The sequence below is a fragment of the Arthrobacter sp. D1-17 genome, from assembly GCF_054130535.1.
The window spans coordinates 3,189,156-3,210,038 of the sequence record NZ_CP096382.1 but is presented as its reverse complement, the minus strand read 5'-3'; the positions used below and the strand labels follow the sequence as shown (position 1 = coordinate 3,210,038).

At 65.0% G+C, this 20,883-nt stretch carries 19 protein-coding genes and 2 pseudogenes; 12 read left to right on the top strand and 9 right to left on the bottom strand.

The features are described from left to right. Positions 1-194: 194 nt before the first annotated feature. From M1E01_RS14850 to M1E01_RS14830, 5 genes are all read right to left on the bottom strand, one after another. Positions 195-1,415 (bottom strand): MFS transporter, encoded by a 1,221-nt coding sequence (locus M1E01_RS14850; protein ID WP_457972327.1) that lies wholly within the window; start codon positions 1,413-1,415, stop codon positions 195-197. Next, positions 1,412-3,409 carry an aconitate hydratase gene (locus tag M1E01_RS14845; protein ID WP_457972326.1) on the bottom strand — a complete coding sequence of 666 codons (1,998 nt, stop codon included), beginning with the start codon at positions 3,407-3,409 and terminating at the stop codon, positions 1,412-1,414. Before M1E01_RS14845 ends, M1E01_RS14850 begins: the two co-directional genes overlap by 4 nt. Before the next feature lie 73 nt (positions 3,410-3,482). Further along, positions 3,483-4,562, bottom strand: coding sequence for an ABC transporter substrate-binding protein (locus M1E01_RS14840; protein WP_457972325.1), 1,080 nt, complete (start codon positions 4,560-4,562; stop codon positions 3,483-3,485). 34 nt (positions 4,563-4,596) lie between these two features. Continuing rightward, positions 4,597-5,463 (bottom strand): ABC transporter permease, encoded by an 867-nt coding sequence (locus tag M1E01_RS14835; protein ID WP_457972324.1) that lies wholly within the window; start codon positions 5,461-5,463, stop codon positions 4,597-4,599. Beyond that, positions 5,460-6,305 (bottom strand): ABC transporter ATP-binding protein, encoded by an 846-nt coding sequence (locus M1E01_RS14830; protein WP_457972323.1) that lies wholly within the window; start codon positions 6,303-6,305, stop codon positions 5,460-5,462. The genes M1E01_RS14835 and M1E01_RS14830 overlap by 4 nt, the downstream gene beginning before the upstream one ends. 141 nt (positions 6,306-6,446) lie before the next feature. Between M1E01_RS14830 and M1E01_RS14825 the strand changes: the two genes are divergently transcribed. From M1E01_RS14825 to M1E01_RS14800, 6 genes are all read left to right on the top strand, one after another. After that, positions 6,447-7,238, top strand: a complete 792-nt coding sequence (locus M1E01_RS14825) for an IclR family transcriptional regulator (protein WP_457972322.1) — start codon at positions 6,447-6,449, stop codon at positions 7,236-7,238. Positions 7,239-7,362: 124 nt separating this feature from the next. Then, positions 7,363-8,682: a CaiB/BaiF CoA transferase family protein gene (locus tag M1E01_RS14820; RefSeq protein WP_457972321.1), complete on the top strand. Its 1,320-nt coding sequence runs from the start codon at positions 7,363-7,365 to the stop codon at positions 8,680-8,682. Further along, positions 8,682-9,599: a hydroxymethylglutaryl-CoA lyase gene (locus M1E01_RS14815; protein WP_457972320.1), complete on the top strand. Its 918-nt coding sequence runs from the start codon at positions 8,682-8,684 to the stop codon at positions 9,597-9,599. Before M1E01_RS14820 ends, M1E01_RS14815 begins: the two co-directional genes overlap by 1 nt. A gap of 237 nt (positions 9,600-9,836) precedes the next feature. Beyond that, entirely contained in the window at positions 9,837-10,052 is a 216-nt protein-coding gene (locus M1E01_RS14810) for a hypothetical protein (protein ID WP_457972319.1), read from the top strand. A gap of 133 nt (positions 10,053-10,185) precedes the next feature. Then, a complete protein-coding gene (locus M1E01_RS14805) occupies positions 10,186-11,580 on the top strand; it encodes an OFA family MFS transporter (protein WP_457972318.1) in 1,395 nt (464 codons plus the stop codon). Position 11,581: 1 nt separating this feature from the next. Next, positions 11,582-11,725 (top strand): MFS transporter small subunit, encoded by a 144-nt coding sequence (locus M1E01_RS14800; RefSeq protein ID WP_457972317.1) that lies wholly within the window; start codon positions 11,582-11,584, stop codon positions 11,723-11,725. A 42-nt stretch (positions 11,726-11,767) separates the two neighbouring features. Here the strand turns inward: M1E01_RS14800 and M1E01_RS14795 are convergent, their stop codons facing one another. Then, positions 11,768-12,085: a hypothetical protein gene (locus tag M1E01_RS14795; RefSeq protein ID WP_457972316.1), complete on the bottom strand. Its 318-nt coding sequence runs from the start codon at positions 12,083-12,085 to the stop codon at positions 11,768-11,770. A 242-nt stretch (positions 12,086-12,327) separates the two neighbouring features. Between M1E01_RS14795 and M1E01_RS14790 the strand changes: the two genes are divergently transcribed. Then, positions 12,328-12,648: a GYD domain-containing protein gene (locus M1E01_RS14790; protein WP_457972315.1), complete on the top strand. Its 321-nt coding sequence runs from the start codon at positions 12,328-12,330 to the stop codon at positions 12,646-12,648. Between the two features lie 105 nt (positions 12,649-12,753). Here the strand turns inward: M1E01_RS14790 and M1E01_RS14785 are convergent. Next, positions 12,754-13,392 (bottom strand): annotated as a pseudogene (locus M1E01_RS14785) (bile acid:sodium symporter family protein); the annotation flags it as partial. A gap of 199 nt (positions 13,393-13,591) precedes the next feature. Here M1E01_RS14785 and M1E01_RS14780 point away from each other — a divergent pair. Continuing rightward, a complete protein-coding gene (locus M1E01_RS14780; protein WP_457972314.1) occupies positions 13,592-14,254 on the top strand; it encodes a dihydrofolate reductase family protein in 663 nt (220 codons plus the stop codon). Beyond that, positions 14,255-14,665: a nuclear transport factor 2 family protein gene (locus tag M1E01_RS14775; protein WP_457972313.1), complete on the top strand. Its 411-nt coding sequence runs from the start codon at positions 14,255-14,257 to the stop codon at positions 14,663-14,665. A 140-nt stretch (positions 14,666-14,805) separates the two neighbouring features. Here M1E01_RS14775 and M1E01_RS14770 read toward each other — a convergent pair whose 3' ends face one another. Beyond that, a complete protein-coding gene (locus M1E01_RS14770) occupies positions 14,806-16,479 on the bottom strand; it encodes a thiamine pyrophosphate-binding protein (protein WP_457972312.1) in 1,674 nt (557 codons plus the stop codon). 120 nt (positions 16,480-16,599) lie between these two features. Further along, positions 16,600-17,103, bottom strand: coding sequence for an Lrp/AsnC family transcriptional regulator (locus M1E01_RS14765; RefSeq protein WP_457972311.1), 504 nt, complete (start codon positions 17,101-17,103; stop codon positions 16,600-16,602). Between the two features lie 93 nt (positions 17,104-17,196). On the opposite strand from M1E01_RS14765, the gene hisC reads away from it, so the two are divergent. The 3 genes and pseudogenes from hisC (at position 17,197) to M1E01_RS14750 (ending at position 20,876) form a co-directional block, all read left to right on the top strand. Beyond that, entirely contained in the window at positions 17,197-18,294 is a 1,098-nt protein-coding gene (hisC, locus tag M1E01_RS14760) for a histidinol-phosphate transaminase (protein ID WP_457972310.1), read from the top strand. Between the two features lie 52 nt (positions 18,295-18,346). Further along, positions 18,347-19,763: pseudogene (locus M1E01_RS14755) on the top strand (amino acid permease). 264 nt (positions 19,764-20,027) lie between these two features. Continuing rightward, entirely contained in the window at positions 20,028-20,876 is an 849-nt protein-coding gene (locus tag M1E01_RS14750; protein WP_457972309.1) for a DUF3883 domain-containing protein, read from the top strand. Positions 20,877-20,883: the final 7 nt, after the last annotated feature.

The following is a 20,883-nucleotide window of genomic DNA, read 5'->3' as shown; positions in this document are numbered from 1 at the left end:
ATACCTGTCCTCACTGGAAGGTATCCACGGCACTGCGGTTTAAAAGCGGGAGGTTGCGCCCTCCCTTGGACTGTGGCGCTTCTGGAAGCCCCACTCAGAACATGAACCTCAGGCACAACCTCCCTTAGAGACTTCAAGTGATTATTCAGCTGCGGCGGCGAACTCCGCGGTGGGCGCGTGCTGTCACGCCTTTCCTAAACGACTGGCCCGCCGCGCAAACGCTTCTCCAAACGGAACGCGACCAGCGAGGCCCCCGCCCCAGCTGCTGCGACCACCGCTGCAAGCGTCCACCCAATGGCCGGACTGAACTGCGAGAACACGATCCCGAACAGCAACGGCCCCAGCGTTCCGCCGATGTAGGTTCCGCTCTGCGTGATTCCCGTGGCCTGGATGGTGAACGGATGCGCCGTGCGTGAGACCACGTAATGGGCCAGGCCGTTCCAGCCCCATCCCAAACCGAAGGCGACGACGGCTCCGGCTGCATAGGCGATCGGGAAGCCGGACGCCATGCCGAGCAGCCCCAGGCTCCCAGCCCCCATCATTAGAGCCACGGTGGCCATCGAGCCGCCGATCCCTCGATCCGCGGCGATACCAACCAGCGGGCGCGCCAGAATCCCGGCCACACTGGCGGCGCCCAGCAATAGGCCCGCGCCAGCGGCACCGAATCCCGCCTGCACTGCCATGGTGACAGTGAAAGCACCCACCACATTGGCCTGCCCGGCCCCCAGGGCGCTGGCCACGGCGGTAGCAAAAAGGAACGGTTTCAGCCTCCGGGGGAGCGGCTCCCTGGCAGCTTTGCCGGAGCGCCGACGGACGGGGGCACTGCGCGGGAGAGTGCGGAAAAGCACCGGAATCAGGGACGCCGCCAGTAGTGCTGCCAGCGCGAAGGTCCAGTTCCACCCAACGGTGAGGGCGAATACCGGAACGGACAGGCCCGCGGTGAGTGTCGCCGTCGGAATGGCCGCCTGCTTGAGCCCGAACGAGAAGGCGCGGTTGCGGACCGCGACCTGGTCCACGATCAGGCCATTGGACAGTGGATGGATCAGGGCGTTCGCGGCGCCGGCGAAACTGAGCCAGACGACCAGCCATGCCCAGTGCGGAGTGACAAACGCGATCCCGGCCAGCGCCACAAAGCCCAGCCCGACGGCGAGCGGCAGCCCGCGGCGCAGCCCCAGTCCGCTCGCCACATAGCCGGCCGGAGCAGACAGCAGTGCTGACACAGCCCAGAAGGTGGCCACCGCGATACCGAGCGCCGACGCTGTCATGCCCAGGTCCTGCTCGAGCTGGACAGCCAGCCCGCCGACGAGGAAGACCGGCAGCACCGCCACCACCGTTGTCAGCGCAGCGATGGCCGTGGCCCGCTGTCCCGGTCGACGCGCTGGTTTTCGAACCGGTTTGACGGCTGCCGGCCTCACCGTGCGGATCGGCTCTGCGAAACGCCCGCCGCGTCGTCCTGTACGACGGCGTTGCTGGCCAGCACGGAGCGCCCGCCGGTCCGCACCTGGGCCAGCAGACCCCCGGCAATGAGGACAGCGCGTTCGGCCGGCGAGAAGTCGAGCCCGAGCGTCAGCTCCGCGTCCCCGTCCACACGGGCGGTGACGGAGCGGCCACCGTTGGCCAGAGCATCAGCCAGCCCGTCGATCACCCAGCGCTGCCCGGCCGAGCTTTGCGCGTCGGAGGGAAGGATCAGCGGCACAATGCCGGCCGCGATGAGGTTGCGGCGGTGGATCCGGGCGTAGCTCCGGGCAGCGACCACACGGACCCCCAGGTACAGCGGGATCAGGGCGGCATGTTCTCGCGACGAACCCTGCCCGTAGTTTTCCCCGCCAACAATGATTCCGCCGCCCCATTCGAGGGCCCGGTCGTGGAATTCAGGGTCGAGGCGGCGGAACATGAAGCGCGCGCACACGGCGATGTTGGACCACACCGACATGGCGATGGCGCCGTCGGGAGCCATGTCGCCGGTCGAGATATCATCGCCGACGACGATGAGCACCCGGGCGTCGAGGTCCGCCGCGAGCGGTTCCGGTTGTGGCGGCGGGACCAGGTTGCTGCCGCGCTCGATCTCGATGTTGCGCCGGGTCTCCAAGGGCAGGACGCCGGCAATATGCAGATCGTGGACCTCCGGGTGCGGCGGCGTGGCGGGGCGGAGCTCGCCGCGGCTGACGGTGGAAGCGTCGACGATCGCGCCTTCCAGCGCGCTGGCAGCGGCGGTCGACGGCGAACACAGATATACGCAGTCCTCCGCAGTGCCGCTGCGGCCCGGGAAGTTCCGGTTGAACGTCCGCAACGACGGCGCGCCCTCCGTTGGCGCCTGCCCGATGCCTACGCACGGGCCGCACACCGGCTCGAGCATCCGCGCCCCGGCTCCCATGAGGTCCTCGTAGACGCCGGAAGCGATGATCGTCTGCAGGATCTGCCGCGACCCCGGCGTCACGGTGAGCTGGACGGCCGGATGGACGGTGTGTCCCTTCAGGATGGCCGCCACCGTGGCGAGGTCCTCATAGGAGCTGTTCACCGACGAGCCGACACAGACCTGGACCACCTCGGTACGCGGCAGTTCGGAGACCGGACGGACGTTCCCCGGCGAATGCGGCAGCGCCACGAGCGGAACGAGGCTCGAGAGATCAATCTGCTCGTCGTCGTCGTACATGGCGCCGGCATCGGCTGTCAGGGGAACGAACTGGTCCTCGCGGCGCTGTGCCCGCAGCCAGGCGCGGGTCTGGTCATCGGAGGGGAAGACGGCGGTGGCGGCACCTGTTTCGATGATCATGTTGCAGATGGTCGCGCGCGCCGAGACCGACAGGGATGCCATACCCTCGCCGTAGAACTCGAAGACCTTCCCGCGGCCACCGCGCACGCCGTGGCGTCGCAGCAGTTCCAGCACCACGTCCTTCGCTTCGGCATTGGGTCCGAGCGTGCCCGTCAGTTCCACGCCGACGACGGCGGGGCACACGAAGTCGAACCCGTAACCCGCCATGGCCACAGCCACCTCCAGCCCGCCGGCGCCGAGGGCGAACATGCCCAGGGCGCCCGCGGTAGAGGTGTGGGAGTCCGCACCCACCAGGACACCACCGGGCCGGGAGAAGTGTTCGAGATGGATGTAGTGGGAGATGCCGTGCCCGGCGGGGGAGTAGCGCAGCCCGTAGCGGGCGGAAAAGGTGCGCAGGTAGTGGTGGTCCTGCATGTTCTTGTCGTCGATCTGCAGGACGTTGTGATCGACATACATGACCGCCAGCGGCACCGCGACGGAATCCACGCCGAGCATTTCGAACTGCATGGCGGTCATGGTGCCGGTGGCGTCCTCGATGAGGATCTGGTCAACGGCGATGGTGATGTCGGTACCGGGAGTCAGCTCGCCGGACGCGAGATGGCTGGCTAGGAGCTTCTGGGTCAGGTTCTGGGCCACTGGATTCCTTAGCGATGGTGTTACAGACAACTGCGGCCCGCCGGGGGGATCGACGGGCCGCAGGGGAGCCTGATTACTTGACGAACTCGTTGGTGTAGGTTTCCTCGAGCTTGATCTCGGCCTCGCCGACCTCCGGGTTGGCCACCCGCTGCGTCTCAAGGACGGCTTTTGCGCCCTCCTCGGTGAAGGCGCCGTCCTTGCTCAGCGCCACCTTCATCTCCTCGATGACCTTGGCGTACTGCTTGGGATCGCCGCCGGCGAAGGTCTCGGGCATCTTGGCCGCGATTTCCTCACCGGAGTGGTCGGCAATGAACTGCAGGGTCTTCTTGATGGCTGCGGCCAGTTTGCGGGCAGCCTCCGGGTTCTTTTCCAGCCAGCCGGAGGTGGCGTACAGGCTCGACGACGGCCACGCATCGGTACCGAAGACCTCCTTAAGACCCTCCGGCGTGCGGACATCCTGGATGATCGTCGGCTCGGTTCCGAGCCGCTTGGCCAGGACGGTGACGTCCGGCTCGAGCATGACGGCGGCGTCCACCTGGCCCTGCTCGACGGCCGCAACCGCCGAGGACCCGGCACCGATCGCCGATACCGCAGCGGCGTCCAGCTTCATGCCGTTCTTGGAGAGCAGGTACTTCACGAACATGTCGGTGGAGGACCCCGGCGAGGTGACGCCCACGTTCTTGCCCTTCAGGTCAGCGACGGATTTGATGGAGTCCTTGTTCTTCTCCGCGACCACCAGCGCCAGTCCGGAGGACAGGTTCATGTTCACGAACGCCTTGACAGGCTGCTTCTTGGCCTGCATCTGGATGGTGTGCTCGTAGTAGCCGCTGGTGACGTCGGTGCTGCCACCGATCATCGCCGTCAGCGCCTTCGAACCGCCCTGGAGGTCCTGCAAATCGACCTTGACGCCCTCGTCCTCGTAGTACCCGAGCTCCTGGGCGAGCGTCGTGGGCAGGTAGGTGAGCAGTGTCTGGCCGCCGATCCCGATGGTGACGGTCTCACCGCTGGCGGCATCGCCCCCGCCGCCTCCCTGTCCGGGAGGTGCTGACTGTGGGGCGCCGCAGGCGGACAGGGCAAGGGCGAGGCCGGCGACGACGGCGAGGGGCTTAGTGGGGAAAACGCGGCGTCCTTGCCGGTTTGCGGAGCTGAACATGGGGGTCCCTTTCGGACGGGTGGGCTGGGATGGATTAGGAAGACTGCTGCGGCGGGCGCCAGCGCAGGAGATGTCGTTCCACGCGGTTGACCCCGAGGTCGATGATGAGGACCACGACCATCAGGATGAACATGCCGGCGAACACGCCCTCGGTGTCGAACACGCCCTGTGCCTGGGCGATGGCGTAACCGACACCTGCCGAGGCACCAAGGTATTCACCGACCACCGCACCGGTGATGGCGAAGCCCACGCTGATGTGGAGGCTGGAGAAGATCCAGGTCAGGGCGCTGGGGATGAACACGTGGCGGAGGAGCTGCTTTTCGCTGGCTCCGAGCATCTTGGCGTTGTCCACCAGGACGCGGTCCACACTCTTGACGCCTTCGAGGGTATTAAAGAAAACGATGAAGAAGACCAGGGTGAAGCCGAAAGCAACCTTGGACCAGATTCCCAGGCCGAACCAGAGCAGGAAGATCGGGGCGAGGACAACGCGGGGGAGTGCGTTGAACATCTGCAGGAACGGGTCGAAGAGCCGCTCCAGGATGCGCACGCGGGCCAGGAGGAAGCCGAGGACCAGGCCGGCCGTCGCACCCGTGATAAATGCGAGGACCGCTTCCTGCAGGGTGATCCACAGATGCGGGAAGACGAAGCCCGTGGAGATCCAGGCCCACACCGTCACCAGGATGTCGGAGGGGAGGGGGAAGAAGAACGGGTCGATGACGCCGACGCGTCCCAGTAATTCCCATGCGCCGAGGACAACGGCGGCGAGGCCCAGTTGCCCCATCCGGATGGCGAAGTTCGACGTTTCGGGCCGCTTGCGCTTGGGGCGCTGGAGCGCCGCCGGACTCTGCTCCTTCCGGAGAGGAAAGCGTTGAGTTTTCTTTGAAGCTGGTGCCACGGTCATGCTGCGTCGCTCTCTTCTTCTTCCCGTGCTGATTCATAGGTCCTGGATACCTCGACCTTGAGGCGGCCCCAGATTTCCCTGTGGAGGTCGACGAACTTGGGATCGTCGCGGATGTCGAGGAGGTCCCGGGGGCGGGGGATGTCGATCTCGTAGCTGCCGACGACGGTGCTGCCCGGTCCGGCCCCGAGGATGATCACCTCGTCGGACAGGGCAATCGCCTCGTCCAGGTCGTGGGTGATGAACACGACGGCCTTGTCCGATTCCTGCCAGAGCTGGAGGAGTTCGTTCTCCATGATCTGGCGGGTCTGCACGTCGAGCGCGGAGAAGGGCTCGTCCATAAGCAGGATGTCCGGGTTGACGATCCAGGCCTGTGCAACTGCGGTGCGCTTGCGCATGCCGCCGGAGAGCTGGTGGGGGTACCGGTCGGCGAAGTTCTTCAATCCCACCTTCTCGAGCCAGCGGCGTGACTCGTCGTAGGCCTCAGCCTTGGAGACGCCGGCCATGGTGAGCCCAAGGCTGACGTTGTCGATGACCGATTTCCAGGGCAGCAGCGCGTCCTGCTGGAACATGTAGGACGCGCGGCGGTTTACTCCGTGGACCGGCTCGCCGAAGCTATGAACAGTGCCCGACGACGGATTCAACAGTCCCGCTGCCATGTTGAGGATCGTGGACTTACCCGATCCCGTCGGCCCAACGATGGAAACGAACCGTCCCGGCTCAACCTTGAGATCGATGTCCCGGACAGCGAAGTACGATCCACCGCCGGGAGTTGAAAACTCCTTGGTGCATGCGTTGAGTTCAACCGCATACTTCGAAGATTCAGGCTGTGAGGGCTGCGTCATTGCTATTCTCCCGCTAACCACATTGTGAGTTGATTATCATATAGTGAGCGCCATGCTAGCAGTAAGCTTCGTCACACTACAAGCGGTTTACAAACAGTCGGGCGCCCCGTCCTGAGAGAAGAAGGAACCTAGGATCGAGTCATGAGCCCTACCGAAAATGCCGCCGCCCCGTTGCTGGTGCTGAAGAAGATCACGTCCATCCTGGATGCCTTCTCGCTGGTGCGGCCTGAGATGAGCCTTGCCGAGATACGAGCGGAGACCGGGCTGCCGCACTCTACCGTGCAGCGCCTGGTGACCAATATGGTGCAGGAGGGAATGCTCGATCGACGTGATGACCAGTTCAGGATCGGAATACGTATGACCCACTGGGCAGCGCCCGCCCGGCAGGGCCTCGACTTCCTGGAATTGCTGACTCCCGTGGTGCGGCGGTTGCGGGATGAGCTGGGTGAAACGGTCTGCATCTTCAGGGAATCGCAAGGGAGCAGGGTGTGTGTCGCCTTGGCTGAGACCCGGCGGGTTCTTCGAAGGGCGGTCGACGTTGGCCATATTATGCCGCTCCATGCCGGTTCGGCGGGCCGGGTGTTGCTCGCCTGGAATCCCGACCTGGCGGAGAGGGTCTACGGGTCAGGGCTCCAGTCGATGACCGACCAGACCATCACGGACGCAGCAAGCCTTGATGCTGCCGTCGCGAAGACCCGTGCAGACGGTTTTGCCATCACCATCGGAGAGCGGGTTTCCGGGGCCAGCGGGTTGTCCGCTCCGATCTTCGGCCCGCAGGCTGAGCTCTACGGTGCGCTCACCGTGATGGGGCCGACCATGAGGATGCCCTACGACGTGTGCGCTTCCTGGATAGAGCCCGTGGTTGCTGCGGCTGCTGAGGCGACGCGGTTGATCGGAGGGAGTCTTCCCTCCGAAGCGGTACCCATATCGTGATTTGAGGTTCACAATATGAATCCGCGAGTGCATACTGGTTCCTGTACGACGGGGAGCTCTTCGACCTCGATAGGTGTGTACGGCGCCTGCTGGGTCCGCCGTCAGGAATCAGGAGTTGAGATTGATGAAGGTTTTCGAAACCGGCAAAATGAACCGTGGCAAGGACGCCGCGGACGAGAACGGCCACGGGATCGCTGAAGAAACGCAATCAGGCAACGCAACCAGGACAGAAGCCTCAGGCGATGGCGCCGGTCCGCTGTCCGGCGTGCGCGTCCTCGAACTGGGATCTCTTATCGCCGGCCCGTTCGCGGGACGGCAGATGGCGGACTTCGGTGCCGAAGTCATCAAGGTCGAATCCCCGAACCGGCCGGATCCCATGCGCGAATGGGGCCGGGCGCGGGTCAACGACCGCCCTCTGTGGTGGTCGGTCCAGTCCCGCGGCAAAAAGTGCGTCACGATGGACCTGAAAGCCCCACGCGGCCGGGAACTTTTTCTTGAGCTCTGCAAGGAAGCCGACGTCATTCTCGAGAACTTCCGCCCGGGCACCATGGAGAAGCTTGGCCTCGGCCCTGAAGAGCTGTGGAAGATCAATCCCGGCCTCATTATTGCTCGGGTCTCCGGCTACGGGCAGACCGGTCCGGAAGCGTCAAAACCGGGTTATGCCTCCGTCGCCGAGGCACGCAGCGGATTGCGACACCTGAACGGCTACCCCGATCAGCCGCCTCCCCGCACCGGTATCTCCCTGGGCGACAGCCTTGGTTCGCTGTATGCCCTGCAGGGGATCCTGCTGGCACTGTACTGGAGGGATGCCCGCGGGGGGACCGGACAGGTGGTCGATGTGTCGCTCGTTGAGGCGTGCTTCTCACTGCTGGAGAGCACCGTGCCCGACTACGCCGCGACCGGTATTGTCCCCGGACCCAGCGGCTCGGGGCTCAAGGGGATAGCGCCGTCGAACATCTTCCGTTCCAGCGATGGCAAGTGGATGGTCATAGCGGCCAATCAGGACTCGGTCTTCGTGCGCCTGGCCACAGCGATGGGCATGCCCGGCCTCGCGGCGGACCCGAAATATCGCGATCATGCGCAGCGGGGTCGCAACCAAGAGGAGCTTGAAGGCATCATCGCCGACTGGGCGGTCCACTACTCCGCCGGCGAGCTGGTTCGCCTGCTCGATGAACACGGTGTTCCGAACAGCACGGTGAGCACCGTTGAAGATATCTTCGAGGACCCGCAGCTCAAAGCACGGGACATGCTTGTGGAAGTGGCTGACGACGAGCTGGGCACCGTGGTCCAGCCGGGAATCGTCCCCAAGCTCACCCGCTCTGCCGGCCGGATTGGCTGGAACGGGCCGCTGGTGCATGGATCCCACAACGCCGATGTGTACCAGGGCCTCCTGAACCTCACCGAGGAAGAGTTGCAGAAGGCGCGAAGCGAAGGAGCAATCTGATGGCTTTTGCCAATGGAACCAGGCCGGTCTCGATCGTGGACGTTAGCCCGCGCGACGGCTTGCAGAACGAGAAGACCCCTGTGAGTACCGAGGACAAGGTCCGGCTCATCAAAGAGCTGATCCAGATGGGTGCTCAGAGGATCGAAGCCGTCAGCTTTGTGAATCCCAAAGCGGTTCCCCAAATGGCCGATGCCGACGCCGTGATGGCGGCGGTGCCGCGCACCGACGACGTGAGCTATATCGGCCTGGTACTGAACACCAGGGGTGCCGTCCGCGCTGTCGACGCCGGGGTGGACGAGATGAACTATGTGCTCCCGGTGACCGATGCGTTCGCCACAGCCAACCAGAACACCACTGTTTCCGCAGCGCTCGCGGCTCTGGAGGAAGTTTCGGGCATCGCTGCCGCGGCCTCCATTCCGCTCAGCGTCACAGCGGCTGTCGCTTTTGGCTGCCCCTATCAGGGTGACGTCCCGATCGAACAGACCCTCGACGTCGTCCGCAGTGCAATTGGTCGCGCGAACCTGGCGGAGGTGGCGTTGGCGGATACGATCGGCTGCGCCGTGCCGTGGCAGGTGGGCGAGACTTTCGCCAAGCTGCGCGAGGAAACCGACCTGCAGTTGAGGGCGCACCTTCACGAGACCCGCCATACTGCGCTGGCCAACACCTATGCGGCGATGGCCTCGGGCGTCGATGTGTTTGACAGTAGCGTCGGTGGCCTCGGAGGATGCCCTTTCGCTCCGGGCGCAGCGGGAAATATCTCCACGGAGGACCTCGCATGGATGCTCGGGCGTGCCGGGTTCCAGACAGGCATCGACGTGCAGAAGGCAACGGAACTGGGCCGCTGGATCTGCGGCATAGTCGGTACGGATCCGCGTTCCGGACTGGCAGGGGCAGGGGTGTTCCCCGCGGCAGCGTAGTGCTTTCACGGCACGGAATTTGTCAAGGCGAATGAGGCCAGTGGGAGCTAGGCGGCTACCTGATCCCGTTCAGGATGCGGTTTCGTCGTCGAAGGGGAAGTCACGCCTGAGGAGGCTCCCATGCCTGCGCCTTCAACAGGGCCATCTTCAGCTCCCGGCCGCCGGCTTCCTCCAGCAGCGCCCTGTCGCCGACCACTTAAAGCCCAGCACGTGGCCGTAGAACATGCCGCTGTTGGCGTGGAATTCGAGCCAGTACTCGGCGATGGTGCCGGCGTCGGCATGGGCGCCATCGAAGTCAAAGGCGGCAAGGTCGGCGTTGAAAACGGGCAGTGGTATCAGTCCGACACCAAACGACCTTTTCGGCCGCCCGCTGCGTTTATCCTGTGGCGCCCGCTTCCATTCCGCGGCAAGAAATTTGCCGCTTGTCGCGAATCTTCCGCCGCTCGCCGCTGAACGGCGGCGCCGCAGTGTGGCGTGCACCATGATTGCCGGAGGCAGCAGCGGCTGAACAAGTCGTTCGCCTTCACCCGCTGGGACATGCGCCGAACCGGTGCAGGGACATCGACGTCGTTGACGAGGAGTATTTATGAGCTGGTTGGACCGAGACCGAACCATTGCCCCGCCGGGGTTCAACCGCTGGCTCGTCCCGCCCGCGGCGCTCGCCGTCCACCTCTGCATCGGCCAGGCGTACGCGACGAGCGTCTACAAGACGGCCCTGGTCAAGCATTTCGGCGCCAGCCTGACCGAGATTGGCGTGATCTTCTCCATCGCCATTGTGATGCTGGGCCTGTCGGCTGCGGCCATGGGCACCTGGGTGGACAGAAGCGGCCCGCGCAAGGCGATGTTCACCTCGGCAGTGTTCTGGTCCGGCGGCTTCCTGATCGGTTCCCTCGGCATCTTCACGCACCAGCTGTGGCTGGTCTACTTAGGCTACGGCGTTGTCGGCGGCATCGGCCTGGGGATCGGCTACATCTCGCCGGTGTCCACCCTGATCAAGTGGTTCCCTGACCGGCCCGGCCTGGCCACCGGCATGGCCATCATGGGTTTCGGCGGCGGCGCGCTGATCGCCAGCCCCGTCTCCACGGCGCTGCTCAAGCTGTACGACCCGAACTCAGGCGCCAAGGACTGGGTGGCCAGCGGGGATGCCGTGGGCAGGCTCTTCCTGACCCTCGCCGTCGTCTACCTGGCTTACATGCTCTTCGGCGCCTTCACCATCAAGGTTCCGCCGGCGGGCTGGCAGCCGCGCGGGTTCGATCCCGCCAAGGTGAAGGCCGCCAAACTCGTCACAACGGAGAATGTCTCGGCCAGGAACGCCGTCAAAACCAGACAGTTCTGGCTGGTCTGGATTGTCCTTTTCTGCAATGTCACCGCGGGCATCGGCATCCTGGAGCAGGCCGCGCCGATGATCCAGGACTTCTTCCGAAAGTCCGACGGCGTCTCCGCGGTGAGCGCCGCCGTCGCCGCCGGTTTTGTAGGGCTGCTGTCCATCGGCAACATGGTGGGGCGCTTCGTCTGGTCCTCCACCTCCGACGTCACCGGCCGCAAGCGCATCTACATGGTGTACCTCGGCGTCGGCGCCGTCCTCTACACCGTGCTGGCGCTGGCCGGTTCCACCACCACCGTCCTGTACGTGGCGCTGGCGTTCGTCATCATCTCCTTCTACGGCGGCGGGTTCGCCACTGTTCCGGCCTACCTGCGGGACCTCTTCGGGACCTTCCAGGTGGGCGCCATCCATGGCCGGCTGCTGACCGCCTGGTCCGCCGCCGGGGTGGCGGGCCCGCTGATCGTCAACGCTTTCCTGGACGCCCAGGGCAAGCCCGGCCAGCTGGACGCCGCGTCCTACCAGCCCGCGCTGCTGACCATGGTGGCGCTGCTGGTGGTCGGTTTCCTGGCCAACCTGATGGTGAAACCGGTGGACGCACGATTCCACGAACCCCGCCCCGATCGCGGACGAGCCCACGTACCTGCCATGGAGGCCTGAGATGAGCACTGCACACACCCCCGGCGCGCAGGCGCCCGCCAAAGTATCCGCCGGCAAACTTACCGTGGCCTGGGCGCTCGTCGGGCTGCCGCTGGGCTACGGGGTGTTTCAGACTTTGACCCGCGTGGCGGCGCTGTTCGGCTAACGGCATCTTCGGCGCGGGACGTACAGAAGAGCTGTCCTGCTTTTAGCCGTTCTCCGTACCTTCTCCGGTGTCCTCCCACATGACATCCAGATTGTGGAAAGTAACGGGTCCGTCGCACAGCGCCGCCATCTTGGCAGCGAACTCCGACGTTTCGGGCCGGCCGGAATTCTCCATCGCCGAGTCAAAGGAATCGAACTCGACGATGGTGAAATAGGTTCCTGGGTGGTCTCTGTCCGCCGTGGCGACAATGTGGCGGAACGTGGCTGGAGTGCTTCCCTCGGTTCTTGAGGGCCGGCCCAGCTCCTCGATCTCTTCGATGCGGGAGGTCTTGAATTCGATGATCTGCACAAACCCGGCCATGACTGCTCCTCGGCGGTAGTGGACGCTGATGCAGATCAGGCTAGCCCCTGCGCCCGGCGGCGAACAGGGGAGAAGTGCCCCACTTTGGCGGCCCTGGATGAGTGTTGGTCCGCGTGACAGCCTGGCTCCCGCGGTGCCTGGGATGACTTATGCCGGCATATTGACTGCTTGTGGACACCGGAATACTTTCGGCCTTAACGGGGTCAGCCGCTCCGTTTCCAGATGAAGAAGGGCTAAAGACCATGCCGAAGTATCTGTTTGAAGCGACGTACGTGGGCCAGGGAATCAAGGGGCTCATGCAAGAAGGCGGCACAAAGCGGCGTGACGCCCTGACGGAGGCCCTCAAATCCGTAGGCGGATCGCTGGAGAGCTTCTACTACGCATTTGGCTACTACGACGTTCTTGGCGTTTTCGAGGCGCCGGACGATGCAAGTGCTGCAGCACTGTCGCTGCTGATCAATTCGACGGGGAGCGTCAACGTCCGTCTGAAGCCGCTCCTGACCGTCGAAGACCTGGACGAAGCCGCCAAGAAGACGCCGTCCTACCGGGCGCCGGGACAGTAGGGGAGGTTTGGCACCTTGGTGACGGGCCGCCGTCGTAATGTACGACGGCGGCCGCAGGCCCGAGGTGCGCCTACTAGTGATTGCCGCCGGAACTTGCTCGCCGTCGCGCAGGGCAGGGCTGCTGCGGCGGCGCCAGTAAGCCGCCAGAACTGCGCCGGAAACGTTGTGCCAGACGGAGAAGATGGCGCCGGGCAGGGCCGCTTCGGGGGTCAGGTACTGCCGTGCCAGCCCTGCTGCCAGGCCCGAGTTCTGCATGCCGACTTCAATGGCAGTGGTGCGCCGGGAAGGAATCGGCAGCCGGCACAGCCGGGCGGCCGCGTAACCGAGGGCATAGCCGAGGCCGTTGTGCAGGATGACGGCGGCGAGAACCAGCAGTCCGGCCGCGAAGATCGCCTTGGCGCTTCCGGAGACCACTGCAACCACCACGGTGGTGATGGCGAGGACCGAAATCCAGGGCAGGGCAGGTAGGGCCCTGTCGATGAGGTGGGGCAGGAAGAGCCGGATGACAAGTCCCAGCAGCACAGGGAACAGCACGATCTGGACGATGGACCACGCCATGGAACCGGCGTCCACCGGCATGTACTGGCCGGCCAGCCACAGTGCCAGCACCGGGGTCAGCAGCGGGGCGATCAGCGTTGAGACGGTGGTCATCGCGACGGACAGGGCGACGTCGCCCTTTGCCAGGTAGGACACCACGTTGGAAGCAGTGCCGCCGGGGCAACAGCCCACCAGGATGACGCCAGCAGTACGCCATCATGCCGTTCCTGGACCGCTCGGTGCCTGCTCTCGGGAGCTGGGGAGAGATTCAAGCCCGCGACGGCGGCGCCCGGGTGAGTGCCGCCGTCGCCCTTTCCATGGTTTCGGGGTACGCCGGGCATGGGGCTTGAGCGGTTGGGACTGATCGCCATACAGTGACTGCCTACGACACTTCAGGAGAGACGGCATGTCCCTTGTCCGCGTGCATAACTTCTCGGTCTCCCTCGACGGCTTCGGTACCGGTGAGGGCCAGCTACTGGACGCGCCGTTCGGCCACGCAGGCACGCGGCTGCTGGAGTGGGCCTTTGAGACGCGGACCTTCCGCGCGATGGGCATCCATGGGGAATCGGAAGGATCCTTCGGCGTCGACGAGGCGTTCGCCAGCCAGTGGGGACCAGGGGTCGGCGCCGAAATCATGGGGCGCAACAAGTTCGGCCCTCAACGCGGTCCTTGGGAGAACGAGGAGTGGAAGGGGTGGTGGGGCGACAACCCTGTGTTCCACACCCCTGTGGTCGTCCTGACACACCATCCCCGGCCGGTACTCGAAATGGCAGGTGGAACGACCTTCCATTTTGTTGACGCGGACCCCGCCTCCGCGCTTGAGCAGGCGCGTGGACTGGCCGGCGGCCAGGACATTCGGATCGGCGGCGGCGCCAGCACGGTGCGGCAGTTCCTCGAGGCCGACCTGATCGACCACATGCATATCGTCCTCGTGCCGATCGTGCTGGGCCGGGGCGAACGGCTCTGGGACGGACTCGAGGGACTCGAAGAACGCTTCGACATTGAAGCGACCCCTTCTCCGCAAGGGGTGGTCCATTTGGTCTTCACCCGCCGCTCGGCCCGGAGGTGAATGATGCTCGACGAGACAGACCTTTTGCAGGCGCTGCGGCGTCACTGGGAGTACTCCGGCAAGGATGAGGACATCGCCCACGAGATCTACCATGACGACGCGGTGCTTGAGTTTCCCCAGTCCGGCGAGCGGTTCGAAGGCGTGGAGAACTTCCGCGAATGGCGGCGGCAGTACCCGGCGGAACTCAAGTTCCACACCCGACGGATCACCCACCGCCAAGACCTGGTGGTTGTCGAGAACCTGATCAGCTACGACGGTGCGCCGTGGATGTACACAGTCAACCTGCTCGAGTTCCGGGATGACCGGGTCGCACACGAGCGGATCTACATCATGGACGGCTGGGATGCTGCGGGGTGGAGGAGCCCCTGGCGGGCGGAGCGGCCAGCAGATCCGCCACCGCCTGCTCCTTAGCTCAAGGTGGCGTACTGGCCCGCGGAGAGTAGGTGGCCGAGTCTTGCTGCAGCGAGCACGCACGACGGCGGCACTTGGCTGAGCGTAGTCAACAATTGTGCGGGCCGGCGCAGAAAGCAGCGATTCTCGATGGTCCGCACTCAGCCGGCCACCGCCGCCTTCGCGGCCTGCTTGGCATTCATCCACTCGCTCAGCCAGGGCGCCCGCACGCTTGACGTGATCCGGCAATCCGCCACGAAGGTGCCCTTGGCGCCGTCGTCGATCCAGTCCTGAAGCGCGGAAAGGTCCGCAAGCGAGCGGATGACCGCCGACTCGGCACCAAGCGCCCGGGCGATGCCGCTGAAGTCCACCTCGGGGATCAGCATGGGCTTTTCGGTCAGGCCACCGGAGCCGTACTGATGGATTTCGGCCCCGTAGGCGGCGTCGTTGTAGATCACGACGACGGCGCTGCTTGCCGCGGCGATGAGCGATTCGAGGTCGGACAGGCCCATCAGGAAACCGCCGTCACCGGAGGCCAGCACCAGCGTGCGGCCGTCCTCCACTGCCCGGGCTGCCCCGACGGCGCTGGCAAGGCCGAGCCCGATGGTCTGGTAAGCGGTCCCCACCATGACTAGGTCCTGCGGCCGCGGGATCCGCCAATACATGGGTGCCCAGCCCATGAAGTGCCCTCCGTCCTGGACCACCGTGCGGCGCTCCGGCAGCATGGCATCCAGGGCTATGGCAAGAAAGCGCGGGTCCAGCCGTCCGTCCGGCGTCTCGGCGGAGCCTGGGTGGTGCGCCGGTCCTTCGGCCAGACGCCTGCGGGCTTCCGCGCGCCAGGCTTCTGCCCGGTTGGTTTCCGGCGAGGCCGGGCCATCCAGCATCCGGAGGATGCTTCCCGCGGCAGACTTCGCGTCCGCGCTGACGAACAGGTCCACCCGGGGGTGCGTCGGCTGCAGGGCGGCGTCGATCTGGATAACTGTGCTGTCCGGGCCGAGCAGGTGTCCGAACCGCATGGTGAAGGGGCTCAGGCTTGCCCCGGCCACGAGGACCACATCGGCCTCACCCATGAGCCCGGCCGCGGTGTCCGTGCCGAAGCCGCCCGCGACGCCGAGGTATCCCTCGCCCTGGAGGAGGTTGAGCGCCAGGGCCGTTCCGGCGGTCAGCGCGCCCAGGCGGTCGGCGAGCTCCCGGAGTTCCGGGCCTGCGCCGGCGAGATGCGCACCGCGGCCGGCGAGGATCAGCGGCCGCTTCGCCCCGGCGAGCAGCCGGGCTACCTGCCCAAGGCCGCCGTCGACGTCGTCCGTCACCTGAGGTGCCGACGGCACCGGAAGTTCCTCGTCCGCAGCCTCGAGGGCCGCGAGGTCGTAGGGAATGGCAATCACGACGGCGGTCCGCTTGGTGAGCGCGTATTCCACCGCCTGCTGCGTGATGGAGCCCGCGGCGTCGCGGGTGACGGTGAAGGTCGCCGCGCCGAGGCCCGCGGCGATGGCCGCCTGGTCCACGTCCCAGGGCCGGACGCCGCTGCTCGGAGCGTCCCCGGTGACCAGCACGACGGGGATTTGCGCCTGGACCGCTTCGGCGAGTGCGGTGAGTGCGTTGGTGTAGCCGGGGCCGTAGGTGGTGGTGCCCGCTGCGAGACGTCCTGACGTCCGGTAATAGGCGTCGGCCGCGGCGATGGCGGCGCCTTCATGGCGGACGGGGGAGAAGCGGAGGCCCAGCTTTTCCGCGGCGTCCAGGAAGTAGACGTTTCCGTTGCCCATGACGCCGAAGACATCGGTGAGATAGCTGCTGAGAACCTGTGCCACGCGGCCGGAGACGGTAAGTGAAGTCATGCAGGAATCTTGTGAACCAAGGCCTCAGATAAGCAATAGAGCCCATTTCTTCTGGGCTATTTGGCAGTAGGGGATGAGAGAACTGCAAATATGCCCACTTGTGGTTCGCGTCACCCCCTCCTAGTTCGAAGGGCGGGATTCCTGCTCCGACAGTCTGGCAAGGAGGCCGTCGTAGCGGGGTGGCATGAGTTCCATGACGGAGATCGCTGTGCTAGTCCGTTGGATCCCGTCGATTTCAAGGATCTGGTTAGTGATGCGGTACAGGTCTTCGGTGCCGCGCGCCACCACCTTGGCCATGAGGTCCGCATCGCCGGTAGTGGCATGCACCTCGATGACCTCCGGGATCGCCGCGAGACTGTTTTCCACTGAGCCCGCGCGCGTCTGGCTGATGGCCAACGAGAGGAACGCCATCAGCTCGTAGCCAAGCGCGGCGGGGTCCAACCTCCGGCTGAAGGAGCGGAGGGCGCCGCTGCGCTCCAACCGTGCCAGCCGGGCATGGACAGTGTTCCGTGCGACGCCGAGCGTCCGCGAGAGTGCCAGGGCGCTGGCTTCCGGATCGTTGTCGAGTGCCAGGATGATCCGGCCGTCGAGGGAATCGAGGGTGCGAGAGTTCGCGATGGTCATATTTTCACCACACACAGTAGAAGTTGAGCAGAAGTCCCAATGGCTAAAGCGTATCTTGCAATGTGGGCGGGGTCACAACCATGATCGGTCCCCATGACCCGTGATCAACTCCTGGCCAAACCGGAAACCGCACTTCCCACTCTTAGAAGCGCGGTCACCGGACTTCCGTCCTACGTCCCGGGCCGGCGCAGCGGCGGCGCGGACATCGCAGCCCTCGCCAGCAATGAAAGCCACTACGAGCCGCTGCCCGCTGCCACCGCCGCGGTGACTGAAGCGGCCGGCAGGATGAACCGCTACCCCGACAGTGCCGCCGTCGAACTCCGCGAACGGCTCGCCCGGCACCTCGGCGTCACCGCCGGGGAGATCGCAGTGGGGCCCGGCAGCGTGGGCGTCCTCCAGCAGATCATCACCGGCCTGTGCGACGCCGGGGATGAAGTGGTCTTCGCGTGGCGCTCGTTCGAGGCCTACCCCATCCTGGTTGAACTGGCAGGAGCCCGGCCGGTCCGCATCCCGCTGGACGACGGCGAGGGCCACGACCTCGAGGCGATGGCTGCGGCCATCACTGCCCGCACCAAGGTGATCCTGCTATGCACCCCCAACAACCCCACCGGCATGCCGATCAGCCATGAGCGCATTGATGCCTTCCTGCGCACTGTCCGCTCCGACGTCCTCGTGGTGATCGACGAAGCCTACGTGGAATACGCCGACGCCGGCAGCGGCCCCGATTCCCTGGCGCTCTACCGCCGGTACCCGAACGTCTGCATCCTGCGCACCTTCTCCAAGGCCTATGGACTCGCCGGCCTGCGCGTGGGCTACGCCGTGGCGGCCCCGGACATTGCTGAAGGGCTGCGCCGCACCGCCCTGCCCTTCGCCGTGAGCGCGCTGGCCCAGAAGGCAGCCATCGCGTCGCTGGACGCCGGGAAGGAGATGGAAATCCGGGTCGCCGCCGTCAGGCGGGAACGCGTCCGGATGGCCGCGCAGCTGGAAGCCCAGGGTTGGAAGTTGCAGGCGAGCCAGGGCAACTTCCTGTGGATCCGTGCTGATGACCGCCTCCTGGCGACGCTGGTGGACGCGTTCGACGGCGCAGGCATCATGGTCCGGGCGTACCAGGGCGACGGCGTGCGGATCACCGTTGCCGATCCCGCCTCCATCGACCGCGTGCTCCGGATCTTGGAAGCCCACACGGCCTGAACTACCTGCTCTAAAACCCAATCCGTTCCACCTACTAATCAGAGGAATCTCCATGGAACAACAGACAACGACGTCTGCCCGCGCCCTCGGCGCGGCCCTCAAACCCCGCCAGCTGACCATGATGGGCCTGGGAAGCGCCATTGGCGCGGGCCTGTTCATCGGCTCCGGCGCGGGGCATCCAGGCTGCAGGCCCGGCGGTGCTCATCTCCTATCTCGTGGCCGGCACGCTCATCATCCTGGTGATGTGGGCGCTTGGTGTGATGGCGGCCGCGAACCCGGACAGCGGCGCGTTCTCCGTCTATACAGCCAAGGCGTACGGGCCGGTGGCTGGCGCCACGGTGGGCTGGCTCTGGTGGCTGCAGCTCGTGGTGGTGATCGCGGCCGAAGCGCTCGGAGCTGCGGGCCTGCTGGCCACGATCTTCCCCGCCCTGCCAGTGTGGCTGATGGCCTTCGTGTTCATCGTGGTGCTCACCGCTGTGAACCTCACCAGTGTGAAAAACTTTGGCGAGTTCGAGTTCTGGTTCGCCCTGCTCAAGGTGGCAGCGATCGTCGGGTTCCTCCTGGTGGGCGCAGCCCTGCTCTTCGGCTGGCTGCCGGGCGTGCAGTCTCCGGGCCTGGCCAACTTTACCCATGAAGGCTTCGCACCCAGCGGTTTCGGCGGCATTGCCACTGCTTTGTTCGTTGTGGCGTTCGCGTTCGGCGGCACCGAGATCGTGTCAGTCGCGGCAGCCGAGACGGCGGAGCCGGCCCGCAGCATGAAGAAGGCAGTGCGCACCGTGCTGTGGCGCATTCTGGTGTTCTACATTGGCGCGATCTTCGTGATTGCGGCCGTGGTTCCCGTGGGTTCGCAGGGGCTGAAGAGCCCGTTCGCCGCGGTGCTGGAAGCTGCCGGGATGCCCGGCGCCGGTACCGTCATCACCCTGGTGGCCGTGGCGGCACTGCTCTCCGCCCTTAACGCCAACCTCTACGGTGCCTCCCGGATGGCGTACTCCCTGGCCGAGCGGGGTGAGGCACCACGCATGCTCGCTTCCGCGTCCAAGGCCCGGGTTCCGGTGGTCGCGGTCCTGGCCAGCGTCGCCTTCGGCATCGTCACGGTGGTGCTGGAGATGGCCTTCCCCGAGATGGTGCTTGGCGTCCTGCTGAACATTGTTGGTTCGACGTGCCTGCTGGTGTGGACGTCCGCGCTCCTGGCCCAGCTCGCGCTGCGCCTCCGCGCCGACGCCGAGGGAACGGAGCTTCCGCTGCGGATGCCCGGCTTCCCGTGGCTCACTTCCCTTGGCCTGCTGATCCTCGCGGCAATCTTCACGGTGGGCTTCATCGGCGAGGATTCACGCCCCCAGCTCCTGAGCACGTTCGGACTCGTTGTGCTCCTGGCGGTGGCGAACTGGCTGCACCACCGTTCGGGCAAGGTTGCCGACCGCATTCAAGTGTCTTCGAACGATATCAGGCAGTCCGTACTTATCGACTGAAAAGTCAAGAGTACGACTTTCGGCATAGCCGTAAGGAGGGCGCGTCCGGTCTGGCCGGAGGTGCCCTCCTCGGTGTATGGCAACGTTTGAGTGGCGTGGACCAAGCCGCTGGCAGGCACTGTCTACGTTTCGCAGGACGACTTTCCGCTGGAGCGTGGAACGAGAAGCTAGGCCGCACCTTAGCTTTGAAGCTGAACTGCTCAAGGACAATGACGTGATGTAGCCTGACCGCAACAACATAAGGATGAAAAGACTGGGGGCAGCGTGGCAGGGAAACCGACGGATTGGTCTGAGACGGAAGTGGCGATGACCGTACGGAGCTACTTGGACATGTTGCAGCTGGAAGTGTCAGGGCAATCCTACGTAAAGAGCCATTTCAGAAAGGCGCTTTTGCCTCGGCTCTCGAATCGCTCCGAGTCAGCTATTGAGTTCAAGTACCAGAACATTTCAGCCGTGCTAATGAAGCTTGGCCTGCGGCCAATCCGCGGTTACCAGCCAGCCCAGAACTATCAACAGACCTTAGTCCCTGAAGTTCAGCGCCAGTTGGCGTCAAGGCCATCTATCATCGAGCTTGTCCTGGCCGAAGCCTTGCGAGTACCCGGGACCAGCCCCATCGGTGCCCTTGATTTCGATGGTGCCAGCGTTCCTTCGATCATTGTCCCGCAATCATCCAATGGGGCTAGTGTTCACACAGCCCGCCCCGACTACGCAGCAATTGAGGCAAGAAATCGCCCGCTCGGGCTTGCAGGAGAGCTCGCCGTAGTCGATCTCGAATACCGGAGGCTAGTCAAAGCAGGCAAAGCCAATTTAGCTCGTCGGATTGACCACGTCAGCGAGTCGCGAGGTGACGGGGACGGCTACGACATACTGTCGTTTGAAGAGAACGGCAGAGAAAAGCTTATCGAAGTGAAGACCACAAGATCTCGCGCGGAGACGCCTTTCTTTGTCACCAGCAATGAACTGAAAGTGTCTAGGGAGCACCCGGACATCTACTACCTGGTGCGTGTATACAACTTTGGAAATGACTCCGCCTGGTTTCCTCTGAGAGGTAATCTCGACGCGAGTTGCCTCCTAGAGCCGAACGGCTTCACGGCGCTTCCACGTCCAGCCTGATTGCGTA